The 13,279-nt window shown below is 68.0% G+C and carries 12 protein-coding genes; 10 read left to right on the top strand and 2 right to left on the bottom strand.

The features are described 5' to 3' along the window. Position 1: 1 nt before the first annotated feature. Positions 2 to 724 (bottom strand): SDR family NAD(P)-dependent oxidoreductase, encoded by a 723-nt coding sequence (locus MBA17_RS15115; protein ID WP_238497075.1) that lies wholly within the window; start codon positions 722 to 724, stop codon positions 2 to 4. A gap of 304 nt (positions 725 to 1,028) precedes the next feature. Between MBA17_RS15115 and MBA17_RS15110 the strand changes: the two genes are divergently transcribed. After that, positions 1,029 to 2,189: a Gfo/Idh/MocA family protein gene (locus MBA17_RS15110; protein ID WP_238497074.1), complete on the top strand. Its 1,161-nt coding sequence runs from the start codon at positions 1,029 to 1,031 to the stop codon at positions 2,187 to 2,189. A 114-nt stretch (positions 2,190 to 2,303) separates the two neighbouring features. Continuing rightward, positions 2,304 to 3,167, top strand: coding sequence for a sugar phosphate isomerase/epimerase family protein (locus tag MBA17_RS15105; protein ID WP_238497073.1), 864 nt, complete (start codon positions 2,304 to 2,306; stop codon positions 3,165 to 3,167). A gap of 8 nt (positions 3,168 to 3,175) precedes the next feature. Here MBA17_RS15105 and MBA17_RS15100 read toward each other — a convergent pair whose 3' ends face one another. Beyond that, on the bottom strand, positions 3,176 to 4,201 hold the full coding sequence (locus MBA17_RS15100) for a LacI family DNA-binding transcriptional regulator (protein ID WP_238497072.1): 1,026 nt from the start codon (positions 4,199 to 4,201) through the stop codon (positions 3,176 to 3,178). A 441-nt stretch (positions 4,202 to 4,642) separates the two neighbouring features. Between MBA17_RS15100 and MBA17_RS15095 the strand changes: the two genes are divergently transcribed. Genes MBA17_RS15095 through MBA17_RS15060 form a run of 8 tightly spaced genes read left to right on the top strand, consistent with a single transcriptional unit; the run spans position 4,643 to position 13,202 of the window. Continuing rightward, entirely contained in the window at positions 4,643 to 5,683 is a 1,041-nt protein-coding gene (locus tag MBA17_RS15095; RefSeq protein WP_238497071.1) for a glycosyltransferase family 2 protein, read from the top strand. Then, a complete protein-coding gene (locus MBA17_RS15090) occupies positions 5,676 to 7,082 on the top strand; it encodes an aspartate aminotransferase family protein (RefSeq protein ID WP_238497070.1) in 1,407 nt (468 codons plus the stop codon). Before MBA17_RS15095 ends, MBA17_RS15090 begins: the two co-directional genes overlap by 8 nt. Continuing rightward, positions 7,076 to 8,113, top strand: a complete 1,038-nt coding sequence (locus MBA17_RS15085; RefSeq protein WP_238497069.1) for an NAD-dependent epimerase/dehydratase family protein — start codon at positions 7,076 to 7,078, stop codon at positions 8,111 to 8,113. Before MBA17_RS15090 ends, MBA17_RS15085 begins: the two co-directional genes overlap by 7 nt. Before the next feature lie 20 nt (positions 8,114 to 8,133). Continuing rightward, entirely contained in the window at positions 8,134 to 9,084 is a 951-nt protein-coding gene (locus MBA17_RS15080) for a UbiA family prenyltransferase (protein WP_238497068.1), read from the top strand. Beyond that, the gene (locus MBA17_RS15075) at positions 9,081 to 10,166 is read left to right on the top strand and encodes an endonuclease/exonuclease/phosphatase family protein (RefSeq protein ID WP_238497067.1); all 1,086 of its coding nucleotides are present in this window, start codon (positions 9,081 to 9,083) and stop codon (positions 10,164 to 10,166) included. Before MBA17_RS15080 ends, MBA17_RS15075 begins: the two co-directional genes overlap by 4 nt. After that, complete coding sequence (locus MBA17_RS15070) at positions 10,163 to 11,152, top strand: lysylphosphatidylglycerol synthase domain-containing protein (protein WP_238497066.1); 990 nt, start codon at positions 10,163 to 10,165, stop codon at positions 11,150 to 11,152. Before MBA17_RS15075 ends, MBA17_RS15070 begins: the two co-directional genes overlap by 4 nt. After that, positions 11,092 to 12,204: a glycosyltransferase family 4 protein gene (locus MBA17_RS15065; protein WP_238497065.1), complete on the top strand. Its 1,113-nt coding sequence runs from the start codon at positions 11,092 to 11,094 to the stop codon at positions 12,202 to 12,204. Before MBA17_RS15070 ends, MBA17_RS15065 begins: the two co-directional genes overlap by 61 nt. Continuing rightward, positions 12,204 to 13,202, top strand: a complete 999-nt coding sequence (locus tag MBA17_RS15060) for a glycosyltransferase family 2 protein (protein ID WP_238497064.1) — start codon at positions 12,204 to 12,206, stop codon at positions 13,200 to 13,202. Before MBA17_RS15065 ends, MBA17_RS15060 begins: the two co-directional genes overlap by 1 nt. Positions 13,203 to 13,279: the final 77 nt, after the last annotated feature.

Below are 13,279 nucleotides of genomic sequence, written 5' to 3'. Positions count from 1 at the left end.
CTCATGGCATCAACCCGCCGCTGTTGGGATTGAGGGTCTGCCCGATCAGCAGCGACGACGCGTCCGACAGCAGGTACACGACGCAGTCCGCGACCTCGCCGGGCTCACCGAAGCGCCCCAACGGGAGCTCGGCCATCCGGCGGCGGCCGACCTCGCCTTGCATCACCATGCGTCCCATGTCGGTGTTGGTGACCCCCGGTGCCACGCAGTTCGCCCGGATGCCTCGCTGGCCGAACTCCCGTGAGATCGACTTCGCGAGCGCGATGACGCCTGCCTTGGCGCTCGCGTAGTGGGCGACCCCCGGCCAGCCGACCAGCCCCAGCCGTGACGCGACGTTGACGATGGCGCCCTTGCCCCGCTCGAGCATGCCCGGCAGGACGGCCTGGCTGGCGTGAAAGGCGCTGGTCAGATTGGTAGCGATGACCCGATCCCACTCTCCGGCCGTCATCTCCAGGAACGGCGAGTCCGGCATGACCCCGGCATTGTTGATCAGGCCATCGATACGCCCGAACCGCTTCTCCGCCCCTCGGATGAAGGAGAAGACCTGCTCCCGGTCGGTGACGTCGCACGCGAACACCTCTGCCTCGAGGCCGTGCCCGCGCACGAGGTCTGCGACCTCCTTCGCACCTGTCTCACTGTCGTGGTAAGCCACCGCGACGCTCGCTCCCTCCGCCGCGGCGGCCAGGACGATCGCCCGGCCGATCCCTTTCCCGCCGCCGGTCACCGCGACGACGCGGCCACTTAGCGAACCCTTCCCGTTCCGTGCAGCCATGCTGCTCCTTAGAAAGCGCTTTCAATTTTGGGCTATGCTCGCACAGCATGACGAACACCTCAAGAGACGATCCCCTTTCCCGCCGGCGACACGACCGCGGCCCGAGCCGTCGTGGGCGTCCGCTCATTGACACAGGCCGTCGCGCTGCGGCCCTCGGCGGCAACGCGTGCAGGTTGTTCGACTGTTAAGGTGCTCCTTGACAGATTACGAGCACAGCGATTAGAAAGCGCTTACAGAAACCAGAGAGGAGTCGGACATGGATCACGTTCGCGTCGGAATCATCATGAACGGCGTCACCGGACGGATGGGGACGCGCCAGCATCTGGAACGCTCGGTCCTGGCGATCCGCGATCAAGGAGGGATGCAGCTGGCCGACGGGCGGCGGCTGATGGTCGACCCGATCCTCGTCGGACGCAACCCGGCCAAACTCGAGAACCTGGCCAGGCGCTGCGGGATCGACCGGTGGACGACCAGTCTCGACGAAGCGCTGGACAACGCCGGCGACAGCATCTACTTCGACGCGCAGACCACCAAGGAACGAGCGGCGTCGATTCGCAAGGCCATCGCCGCCGGGAAGCACGTCTTCTGCGAGAAGCCGACCGCCGCATCGCTGGGCGATGCCCTTGAACTCGCGCGCCTGGCCACGAGCGCCGGGCTCAAGAACGGCGTCGTCCAGGACAAGCTCTTCCTTCCGGGCATGCGCAAACTCAAGCGGCTCATCGACTCCGGCTTCTTCGGCACCCTGCTCAGCTTCCGGCTGAACTTCGGCTACTGGGTCTTCGAAGGCGACTGGCAACCCCCGAACCGTCCGTCGTGGAACTACCGCAGCGAGGACGGCGGCGGACTCATCCTCGACATGTATCCCCACTGGCGCTACCTGATCGACAACATCGTCTCGCCGATCACGTCGGTTCTCTGTCACACGGAGATCCACATCCCGAGGCGGTGGGACGAGAACGGCGAGGAGTACCAGTCGACCGCCGAGGACGCCGCATACGGCATGTTCAAGCTCGAGAACGGCGTCCTCTCGCAGTTCACCACGTCCTGGGCGACCCGGCCCTACCGCGACGAGATCGGTGAGTGGCAGCTGGACGGAACCCACGGCAGCGCGATCGCCGGTCTGCGTGACTGCAGGACCCAGGAACGGGTCAACACACCGATGCCGGTGTGGAACCCTGACGTCCCGAACCCGCTCGACTTCCGCGCCGGCTGGAGCGAGGTGCCCGACAACGAGGAGTTCGACAACGCGTTCCGCGTCCAGTGGGAGATGTTCCTCCGGCACGTCGTGGAGGACGAGCCATTCGCCTGGGATCTGTTCGAGGGCGCCAAGGGCGTGCAACTGGCCGAGCTGGCTCTGCAGTCGTCACGGGAGCGGCGCTGGATAGACGTTCCCGAGTTGACGCTGGAACCGGCCTGACGTCGCGGGCCCTCCGCGCCCACCCGGCCGCGGAGGGCCGCAGGTGTTTCTCGCACACGTCCAGCACATGCTGCCTGTGCCGGCCGCGCCGGTCATCGACGGAAAGGGTCTCTCGTGAACACAGAGCGACTGAGCATCAACCAGATCACCGTGAAGAACTCCTCCTTCGAAGAGACGGTCCGGGGCCTGGCCAGGCACGGGATCGGCTGGCTGGGAGCATGGCTCGGCCCAGTGCGGGAGTACGGCGTCGATCGTGCGGCGAAGCTGCTGCGCGAGCACGACGTACAGGTCTCCAGTGTCTGCCGGGCGGGCTTCTTCACCGGCGAGAACCCTGACGGAGGCGGACTCGATCGCGCGGCGAACCAGCGCGCCGTCGATGTGACCGCCGCGATCGGCGGCGACGTGCTGTACCTGGTGGCCGGTGGGGTGCGCGACGACCTCGACCTCGAGGCGGCACGCCAGGCCGTCATCGAGGGCATCGCCGAGCTGGTTCCGTACGCCGCGTCGGCGGGGGTGCGCCTCGCCGTCGAGCCGCTGCATCCGATGATGTGCGCGGAGCGATCCGTCGTCGTGACGCTCGACCAGGCACTGGACATCGTGGAGCGATTCGACCCGGCACACGTCGGCCTGGCGGTCGACACGTACAACGTGTGGTGGGACCCGAACCTCTACGCGGCGATCGAACGTGCGGGTGAGCGCACGATCTCGTACCAGGCGTGCGACTGGCTGGTGCCGCAGCCGCACCCGCTGTTCGGCCGCGGCATCCCCGGCGAGGGCACGATCGACATCCCGGCGATCACTCGGGCGATCGGCTCCGCAGGGTACGCCGGTCCGATCGAGATCGAGATCTTCAACGAGGCGGTGTGGGCGACCGATCCCGACGACGTCCTGAGCACGATCACGGCCCGCTTCGGGCGGTCGGTCCTTGGGCCTGCGAGCGGTCGATCTCAGGCCCGGGAGGAGCCGGTCGCGGGTTGAATGGCGGATCAGCGCGGCGGTGCGACGCTGTCGCGCCGCACGAGAGTGCCCTTGACCTCCACGATGTGCCGCGGGGACGCGGGTTTCAGCGCGAGCTCCATCGCGTTCTCACCCACCTGCTCAAGCGGGAGCTCGACGGTGGTGAGCGAGGGCACCGCGTCGATCGCGGCCGGTATCCCGCCGAAGCCGGTGACCGACACATCGTCGGGGACGGTCATGCCCTGCGCCCGGAGCCAGGACAGCGCGCCGAAGGCAACGACGTCGGAGATGGCCAGCAGGCAGCGAGGCGGCTTGGGCCGCTTCATCAGCAGATGCGCACCGGCCAGCCCGCCATCGCGCGACATGTCGACGTACACGATGTCGTCGCGTCCCAGTGTGAGGCCATGATCCTTGAGTCCTTGCCTGATGCCCTGCAGGCGGTCGCGGACCGCGAGCAGCCGCAGCGGTCCGGCGATCACACCGAACGAGGTGTGGCCCAGCTCCACCATGGCGTGCACGAGCGTGCGCATGCCGCCGGAGTTGTCGATGTCGACCACGTGACCGACCGTGCGACCCCGTGTCACGGACACGACCGATCCGCCGGAGTGCTGGTAGGAGACGAGCTCGGCGTGCATCGCCGCGGCGTGGGCACTGTCGCGCACCGAGCTGCCGGCCAGGATGATGGCGCGCACGCGTTGGTCGGCCAACCGCTTGGTGTACTCCAGCTCTCGGGAGGCGTCGCGGTAGGAGCACACCATGCTGACCAGCAGATCGTGCCGCTCCGCCACGGTGATGACACCCCCGCTGAGCGTCGCGAAGTACGGATCGCGGACGTCGTGGATGACCAGGCCGATATTCGTCGAGGTGGCCATGGCAAGGGCGCGGGCGTGCGGGTTGGGCCGGTATCCCAGCTCGGCGGCCGAGGCGAGAACACGTTCGCGCAGGCCGGCCCGGCCGCCGTATTCGGGGTCGCTCAGCATCCGCGAGGCGGTGGCAAGCGACACCCCGGCATGCTCGGCAACATCCTGCAGGCGCACGAGGGGCTGTCCCACCATGACTGACTGACTCTCCTGTCGGCGGCTTCGGTTGTCGCCGTCACCGGGGATACATGACTGCGGAAATTGTAACCGCTTACACATGGAAGAGGTGCTTGAGCAGATCGCAGTGCCGGCGCAGGACGGTATCCGGACGCGCAAGGAGCCGCAGTCGGCGTAGGACCTCGCGCGTCGGGATCAGTCAGCATTCAAACGATCGCCGTCCTGGTCGGACTCGCGGCGGCACTCGGCTTCGTCCATCTGTTCACGGCACGGCTCGTGGGCATCGTCACATCTGATCCACCAGACCGGCCGTGCTTCCCCCAAGGTCTGAAGGCTCCTGGGACGAACCGCGCCGGATGGCTACTCCATTTGAGCGATCTTCCGTCTCTCGCGCATCAACCCGCCGCTGATGATCCTTTGTTGTGACACTCGCTCAGCACCATCACTAAGGGGGTTTGCATGGACCAGAGAAGACCCCTCGTCGCGATCATCGTGCCGAACTTCAATTACGGACATGCCCTCGCGCCCTGCCTGAAAGCCGCTCGCGAGCAGACCTACGAACCGATCGAGCTCATCGTCGCCGACGACTGCAGCACCGACGACTCCGTCGAGGTGGCACAGAGGTACGGAGCACGCGTCGTGAGCACCGCGGCCAATGGCGGAGCCGCCACCGCACGCAACCTCGGCGCGGCACACGCCTCGGGTGAGGTGCTGATGTTCGTCGACTCCGATGTGGCGCTCCGCCCTGACGCGGTGGCCAACGCGGTGGCGATCCTCCTGTCCGACCCGGAGATCGGCACCGTCTGTGGGACGTACGACTCCGTGCCGCTGACCAGGACCACCATGATCAAGGAGTACCGCTGCCTCCACCAGTACTACTGGATGAACGAGGCCGAAGGTACGAGCAGCTTCCACTCCGCGCTCTTCGCCATCGAGGCCGACCTGTTCGCGGAGGTCGGGCCGTTCGACCCGCAGCTACGCCACACCGAGGACGGCGACTTCGCCTATCGGCTGTCCCAGCACCGGAGAATTCTGTGCAGCACCGCCGTGCAGGGACGGCACGACCACGACGACACGCTCCGGTTGGTCCTGCGGAAGGTGTTCCATCGCACCAGGCTGCACATCCCGCTCTACCTGCGCCGTCGCGCCCTGTCGGGTGGCGCCGCGACCGGGCCGCGGGCGGGGGCCAGCGTGGCCGCCTTTCTTGCTCTGCCCGCGCTCGCGCTGCCGGTGGCGCTGGGGCCGCTGTGGTGGCCGATGCCCCTCGCGCTCCTGTGCCTGTCGGTGGTTTTGGACCTCGGGCTGTACCGGTTCGTCCGGCGCACCCGCGGTACGGCGTTCGGCCTGTACTTCACCGGGGTCCATTTCATCGCCAACGTCACCGTCGGCGCCGCGGCGGCCATCGGCGTCATCCAGTGGCTGAGTTCTGGTTCCTTCCGCCGCCTCTACGACGCCACATATCGCGGGAAGACGCGCCAAGAAGGGAACGTGCATGCCTGAACTCATGAGTGTCGAGCAGGCCGAGCAGCTCACCGCGGATCAGGTCCACCAGCTCTACCGGGATTACGTCAACAAGAACCAGGTCTCCCTGATGACCTCGTTCGGCTTCGGCCAGGAACTGGTCGACCACGCCGAGGGCGCGTACATCCATCTGAAGGACGGGCGCCGCATCCTGGACCTGACGGGCGGCGTCGGCGTGCTGAACCACGGCCACAACCATCCGCGGATCCTGGCGGCCCGGATGAAGTTCCAGCAGAACCGCCGGATGGAGGTACACAAAACCTACTTCTCTCCCTACATCGCGGCTCTCGGAAACAACCTCGCCGCCGTCCTGCCCGGCGATCTGAACATGTCGTTCTTCCCGAACTCGGGCGCCGAGGCGGTGGAGGGGGCCGTCAAGCTCGCCTACAAGTACCACCAGGGCAAGCGGAAGACGATTCTGCGCTCCGACATCAGCTTCCACGGCAAGCTGCTGGGCTCCGGCGGCCTGACGGGGAGCGCGCAGAACAGCTTCGCCTATCCCACCATCCCCGGGGTGGGCACCTTCCGCTACGGCGACCTCGACTCGGTGCGATCCGCCGTACGGGCGCACCGCGGCGACGTGTACGCCCTGCTCATCGAGCCGTTCAGCGCCTCCACGGTCTCGTGGTGCTCGGAGGAGTTCCTGCGCGGAGTGCGGGAGCTGTGCGACGCCGAGAACATCGTGCTCGTCTTCGATGAGATCTATACCGGGTGGGGCAAGACGGGCACCCTCTTCTACTTCATGCGCTATCCCGGCCTGGTCCCGGACGTGCTCACCACGTCGAAGTCCTTCGGCGGCGGGAAGTCGTCGATCTCGGCGTTCGTCGCGCGCGAGCCGGTGTTCCGCAAGGCGTACGACAACATGGCCGACGCCATGGTGCAAAGCACGAGCACCACCTACTACGGGTTCGGCGAGGAGTGCGCGACGGCGCTGGAGGCGATCAACATCGCCATGGAGGACGACTATCCGGCCCGCGCCCGGGCCCTGGAGGCCGTCCTGCGCCCGGGCCTGGAACGCGTGCAGAAGATGTATCCCGACATCGTCACGGACGTCGGCGGCTCGGGTGCGCTCTGGGGCCTCTTCCTCACCGGCGGCTCGAAGCTGCTCGACATCGCGGGCAGGATGCCTCCGCTGAAGGACCCGAAGTTCCGCGCGAAGCTCATCGCGAGTTCGATCATCGATGCGCTCTATCGCGATCACGGAATCTACGCCTACTACACGCTCAACGGGCGGAGCCCTCTCATCGTCGGGCCGCCGCTCGTGGCGGAGCCTGCGGACATGGAGGAGTTCGTGACCGCTCTGGAGAAGGTTCTCGACCGCGGTCTGGCGAACCTGATGACCCGCTTCATCCGCGAGAAGGTGAGTTCACTGTGGTAGGCAAGGTCGTGGTGACCGGAGCCGCGGGAATCCTCGGCTCCCAGCTGACCGAGCGCCTGCTGGCCGACGGGGTCGAGGTGTGCGGCGTGGACCTCCGGCCGATGGACCAGGCGGCGGGGTTCACCTCCCGCGTGGCAGACGTCCGCGACACGCCCGCGCTGACCGCCGCGCTGACCGGCGCCGACGCCGTCGTGCACTGCGCCGCCGCGTTGCCGAGCTATCCCAGGGATCAGATCCGGCCCATCATCGTCGGCGGCACCACGTCGATGCTGAAGGCGGCCGCCGACGCCGGCGTCACGCGAGTGGTGCACATCTCCTCGACCGCCGTCTACGGCCTGCCGAAGACCGTGCCCACCCCGGAGGACCACCCGAGGGTGCCCGTGGACACCTACAGCGCCGCCAAGGCCGAGGCGGAGGAGGTCGTCGAGAAGTTCCGCGCGGACGGCCGGTGCGTGAGCATCCTCAGGCCGAAGACGTTCCTCGGCCCTGGTCGCATGGGGCTGTTCTCCATGCTCTTCGAATGGGCGGAGGAAGGACGCAACTTTCCCGTCATGGGACGCGGTGACGTACGCATCCAGATGCTCGGCCTCGACGATCTGGTCGATGCGGTGGTGACGGTGCTGTCCGCCCCCGAGGACGTCGCTGCGGACACCTACAACCTGGGCGCGGCCACGTTCGGTACCCTGCGCGAGGACTTCCAGGCGGTGCTCGACGCCGCGGGCCGCGGTAGGCGGGTGGTCTCGATTCCCGCGCGCCCGGCCGTACGCTCGCTCGAGCTCCTCCAGCGGCTCCGGCTCTCTCCCGTGTACGGCAGGCTGGTGCACAAACTGCTCGACGACTCCTACGTGGACATCGACAAGGCCCGCCGCCGCCTGGGTTTCACTCCGCGTCTGTCCAACCAGGACGCCATTCTCCTCACCTACGACTGGTGGCGGGCTCATCAGCACCGGAGCGACGCGAAAAGCACGGGCAACACCAGCCGGGAGCCGTGGCGTCAGGGCGCTCTCTCGCTGGCCAAGGTCTTCTTCTGATGGCGGCCCGGAGGTAACGCATGTCCAGCACCCGACTGGATGCCCCACCCAACCCCGTGCTGCCCACGGTCAGACGCCGGGGCAGAGTCCGCGGGCTGATTTCGCTGGTCCGTCCGCATCAGTGGGTGAAGAACCTGCTGGTGCTCATTCCGCTGGTGGACCCGGTGACGTGGCCGCACCTCGCGCCGCTCCCGCTGACGTGGGCCGTCTTGATCTTCATCCTGACGGCGTCGATCGTGTATGTGGGCAACGACCTGCTCGACCGCGATCGGGATCGTCGTCATCCGGCCAAGCGGGAGCGGCCGATCGCCTCGGGTGAGGCCTCCGTCCCGCTCGCGTTGATCTTCGGTCTCGTTCTCCTGGGCGTCCTGGTCGCGCTGCTCGCGACGGCCGCCCCCGGGCTCGCCTTCCCGGTCGGCTGCTATCTGGTGCTCAACGTCCTCTACACCATCTGGCTCAAGCACATCCCCCTGCTGGATCTCTTCGTCGTCGTGATCGGCCTCCAGTTACGCATCGTCGCCGGGTACCAGACCACCGGGGTGGCGCCGTCGATCTGGCTGCTGCTGTGCGCGCTGTTCCTCTGCCTGGTGCTCCTGCTGGGCAAGCGCCGTAGCGAGTTGAAGGTCTCGGGGACGCTGCACCGTCCCGCGCTCAGGGGGTACTCCGCCGAGTTGATCGGCCAGATGCTCACCCTGAGCGCCGGCCTGGCGGCGATGTCGCTGATGCTGTTCCTGACCGGAGTGACGGCGCGCCAGCCGGTGGCGGGCCTCGCGGTCCTCCTGCTCACCCCGCTGGCGCTTCTCGGCCTGTTCAGATATCTCCAGATTCTGGCCATCGACGGCGGCGGCGCCGATCCGTCCCGCACGCTGGTGCGAGACCGGGTGATCCTGGTCATCGCCTGTCTGTGCGCGCTGATCGTGATCGGGCTGCCGCTGCTGGCCCCGATGATCTCGGAGGTCTGGCTGCGATGACCACTGTCACCACGCCGCGCAGTCCGGCGCAACAGGATGCGACCGGCCGGTGGTGCCTGGGCACCCGCCTGGTTATCACGGGGACCTCGCTCTGGGCGGCGTTCCTGCTCGCCCATGTCCTGCTGTCCGGGCGCTGGTGGCCGTGGGCCCTCGTCGAGCTGGCGCCGCCGCTGGTCCTGATCGTCGTCCCCGCGCTGCTGCTGGCGGTGACGCCTCTGGCCGCCCGCCGTACCCGATGGCCGGTGGCCGTGACGCTGAGCGTGACACTGGTCCTCGGGATCCCCTGGTCAGGGCTCTCCCTGGCCTCGTTCACGGCACCGCCGGCTGCCGCGGGGTTGAAGATCTTCTCCTGGAACGCCGACTACTGGAGCCAGGCCGACGACCCGGAGACGTTCTTCGACTTCCTGCGTTCGCAACGTGCGGACATCTACCTTTTGCAGGAGTATCTCCATTACACCAATGGGCCCATCAAGATCGACGACCTTGCCCGGATCAGGGCCGCGTTCCCCGGTTACCACGTCGCGGCGGCGAGTGAGCTTGTCACGATCTCCCGGCTACCGATCTCGGCCGCGCATCCCATCGCCGCCGCCAACGGCAGCGCCCCGCCGCCCGGCTCCGTATGGGACGACTACTACACGACCAAGGCCCTGCGTACGGACATCAGCGTCGGCGACCGGCTGGTCTCCTTCTACAACGTGCACCTCGCCGTACAGGTGAACCCGGACATGAGTCCGCTCAGCGGTGACTTCTACCAATTCGTTCGTGAGCAGTACCACCGCAGGGTCGCCCACCTGAACCAGCTCAGGGAGAACCTCTCCGCCAACGAGAACCAGGTCGTCGTCGCCGGCGACTTCAACTCCACACCCTGGATGAGGGAGATCCGGCAGTTCTGCGGGGATCTGACCTGCCATGATCCGGCCGGCTCCGGCCTCTACCCGGTGTCGTGGAACGCGCAGGACCGGCTGCGGCTCTGGCGCCTCGACTGGGTGCTGTCCCGTGGCGACATGACGGTGTCCGGTTACCGGTTCGTCGAAGGACGCGGCATGTCCGACCACGTGGCGCAGGTGTTCACGCTGTCGTGATCGTCAAGCTCCGCTCCATCATCTCCGTCGTCTTCGGGCTGGCTGTCGTCGCCTTCGTCGTCGTGGCCGTCCGTGAGCAGGACTGGACCGCGCTCGAGGCCATCGACGTCCGCCGTTTGCTCCCCTACGCCGGCGCCGCCTTCCTGATCAACGCGCTCGCCCTGTGGATCGGCATGCTGTCATGGCACTCCATGCTCACCGGGCTCGGTTCCCCCATCGGCCTGTGGGTGGGGTCGCGCATCTACTTCGTCGGCTTCCTGGCGAAGTTCGTACCCGGACGGGTGTGGACGCTGCTGGCCAACATCCGGATGGGAACGGCCGCCGGCGTCACCCCCGCACGCATGACGGCCGTCTACCTCCTCAGCGCGGCCATCGGAATACTGACGGGCGCCCTGGTGGGGATCCCGGCGGCACCGGCGGTGACGGGTACGCCCGGCCTGCTGATGGTCCTGGCCGCCGTACCCATCGGTGTCCTGCTGGCACGGCCCGGCCTGCTGCACCGAATGGTGTCGGCCGTGCTGCGCCTGCTGCGCCGCCAAGAGCCGCAGGACGTCCCCTCAGGGCGCGGGGTACGCCTGGCGATCGCCTGGCAGAGCCTGTCTTGGGCGATCTCGGGCATCCATCTGTGGCTGCTGGCCGTGGCCGTGGGGGCTCCCCCGCTCAAGGCGCTCGCGGTGTGCGCGGGAGCCTTCGGCCTGGCCGTCATCATCGGCCACCTGACGCTGCTGACGCCGGACGGCCTTGGCGTACGCGAGGCGCTTCTCCTCGCGGTGCTGACGGTCGTCCTCCCGCTTCCCGCGGCCGGCACCGTGGTGGTGCTCAGCCGTCTGATCTGCACACTCAGCGAGCTGACGATGGCCGGAACGGTGCTGCTCGTCGCTCATATCCGCGTACGGTCCCGCAACGAGCCGGAAGAGAGGGGCCCATGGCCGGTTTCGACCTCATCCTCGTCCTCAACTACTACTCCCCCTACGTCAGCGGTCTGACCGACTCCGCCCGCGCGATCGGCGAAGGGCTGGCAGGCCGTGGCTGGCGGGTCGCGGTGGTGACCGCACAGCATCTCCCCTCGTTACCGCGCCGGGAACGGCTGAACGGCGTCGAGGTGTTCCGCTGCCCGGTCGTCACCACGATCAGCCGCGGACCCGTCAGCCCGTCGCTGCCGTACACCGCGGCGCGGCTGGCGCGCAGGGCGTCCGTCGTCAACCTGCACACGCCCATGCTGGAGGCCGGGCTGATCGCCCGGATGTGCCGCCCCACGCCCGTCGTCACGACGTACCACATCGACCTGTGGCTGCGGCGCAGCCTGATCAGCCCGCTGGTGCTGGCAGGCGTCGACGCCGCGGCCCGATGGGCGATGCGGCACTCGGCCGCGGTCGTGGTGAACAGCGAGGACCAGGCGCGGTACTCACGGCTCTGGCCCACGATGCGGCGGGCGGACCTCCACTCCATCCCTGCCCCCTGCCAGGACAGGACCGGCGGCGACGCCGGCTACCGGGAGACGGAGGGCCTGCACGTCGGGTTCGCGGGGCGCATCGCCGCCGAGAAAGGGCTGGAATACCTCATCTCAGCCTTCCGCCGGATCCCCGAACCGGACGCCCGGCTCCTCCTCGCCGGCGACTACGTCAACGTCGCGGGCGGCAGCAGCATCGAGCAGGTACGGCAGGCCGCCGGCGACGATCCGCGGGTACGGCTCCTCGGCCTCCTCGGCGGCCGGGAGATGAACGACTTCTACTCCTCGATCGACGTGTTCGCCCTGCCGTCCATCTCGGAGTCCTTCGGCATCGTCCAGGCCGAGGCGATGATGACCGGAGTTCCGTCGATCACCACCGACATCCCGGGCGGCCGCGTGCCCGTGGTCGAAACCGGCTTCGGCCGCCTGGTGCCGCCCCGGAACCCGGAGGCGATCCTCGACGCGATCGGAGAGCTTCGGGGGGTCACTGCCGAACGGCGGAGTGCCGGTGCCCGGGCGGCCGTGGCGAGATACAGCCTGAACGCCTGCATCGACGCCTACGAGAGCCTGTTCAGGAAGGTGCACTGATGGCAGAGGTCGCCGTCATCATCCCCAACTACAACTACGCGAAGAGTCTGCGGCGATGCCTCACCGCCGTGTTCGCGCAGACCCTGCCGCCCGGCGAGGTCATCGTCGTCGACGACGCCAGCACCGACCTCTCCGTGGACGTGGCGCGGGAGTTCCCCTGCACGGTGCTCACGACCCCGGTCAACCGGGGTCCGTCCGCAGCCCGCAACAGGGGGGTGGCGGGCAGCACCGCCGAGATCCTCTTCTTCCTCGACTCCGACATCGAACTCGAACCGGACGCCATCGAGAACGCCGTGGAGATCCTCCGGGCGAACCCGGGCATGGGCTGCGTCCACGGCATCTATGCCAAGGAACCGATGTTCGAGGCGGGCGCGGTCGAGTACTATCGCGTGCTGCACAATCATCACGCCCGCAAGCGCGCCGTCGGCCCCTCGGGAGCGCTGTTCGCGCTCGGTGCGATGCGCCGCGAGGTGTTCGAGGAGATCGGGGAGTTCGACGAGGCGCTGCGCAACAGCGAGGACATGGAGTACGGCGCTCGCCTCGCACGCCGATATCCCAGCTCCCTGACGGATCGGATCGCAGGCCGCCACGACGACGACAAGTCGCTCCGCGTCATCCTGCGCAAGCAGTTCCAGCGCTCCCAGACGATCCTGCCGATGATGGCGAGACAGCCCCAAGGCCGCACCGTGCGGTTGAACCGCACCAGCGGCGTGGCGTGCGCCGGGCTCACGGTGCTCTCCGCGCCATTGGCCGCCGTGTCGCCCGTCCTGGGGCTGCTGCCTGTGCTCTTCCTGCTGCTGTTCGCTGTGCACGATCCGGCTCTGGCACGCTTGGTGATGCGGGAGAAGGGGGCGGTGTTCTTCCTTCAGTTCACTGCGATCAATTTCCTCGTGCAGCTTGCGCTGCTGGCCGGGGTGGCGGCCGGCCTGGCGCCCCGGCGGCGCGGGCCGGGCGCCCTGCCGGCGGGCGCCGGGGTCACCGGAGGCTCACCGAGGTAGCCGCAAGCCCCGCAGAGGGCGTGCCCTCTGCGGGGCTTGCTGATCGCCTCGCGCCGTGCCCTTCCCCGGGTGCGCCT

Origin of the sequence: Dolomitihabitans soli, from assembly GCF_022213955.1 — a bacterium.
Classification (GTDB): Bacteria; Actinomycetota; Actinomycetes; order Streptosporangiales; family Streptosporangiaceae; genus Streptosporangium_A; species Streptosporangium_A soli.
The sequence above is the reverse complement of the archived record's forward strand: the minus strand, read 5'-3'. Positions and strand labels throughout refer to the sequence as shown.

Coding starts and splice junctions, on each gene's coding strand:
- MBA17_RS15110 (WP_238497074.1), top strand. CDS start 1,029: ATGGATCACGTTCGCGTCGGAATCATCATGAACGGCGTCACCGGACGG.
- MBA17_RS15100 (WP_238497072.1), bottom strand. CDS start 4,201: ATGGTGGGACAGCCCCTCGTGCGCCTGCAGGATGTTGCCGAGCATGCC.
- MBA17_RS15095 (WP_238497071.1), top strand. CDS start 4,643: ATGGACCAGAGAAGACCCCTCGTCGCGATCATCGTGCCGAACTTCAAT.
- MBA17_RS15090 (WP_238497070.1), top strand. CDS start 5,676: ATGCCTGAACTCATGAGTGTCGAGCAGGCCGAGCAGCTCACCGCGGAT.
- MBA17_RS15080 (WP_238497068.1), top strand. CDS start 8,134: ATGTCCAGCACCCGACTGGATGCCCCACCCAACCCCGTGCTGCCCACG.
- MBA17_RS15075 (WP_238497067.1), top strand. CDS start 9,081: ATGACCACTGTCACCACGCCGCGCAGTCCGGCGCAACAGGATGCGACC.
- MBA17_RS15065 (WP_238497065.1), top strand. CDS start 11,092: ATGGCCGGTTTCGACCTCATCCTCGTCCTCAACTACTACTCCCCCTAC.
- MBA17_RS15060 (WP_238497064.1), top strand. CDS start 12,204: ATGGCAGAGGTCGCCGTCATCATCCCCAACTACAACTACGCGAAGAGT.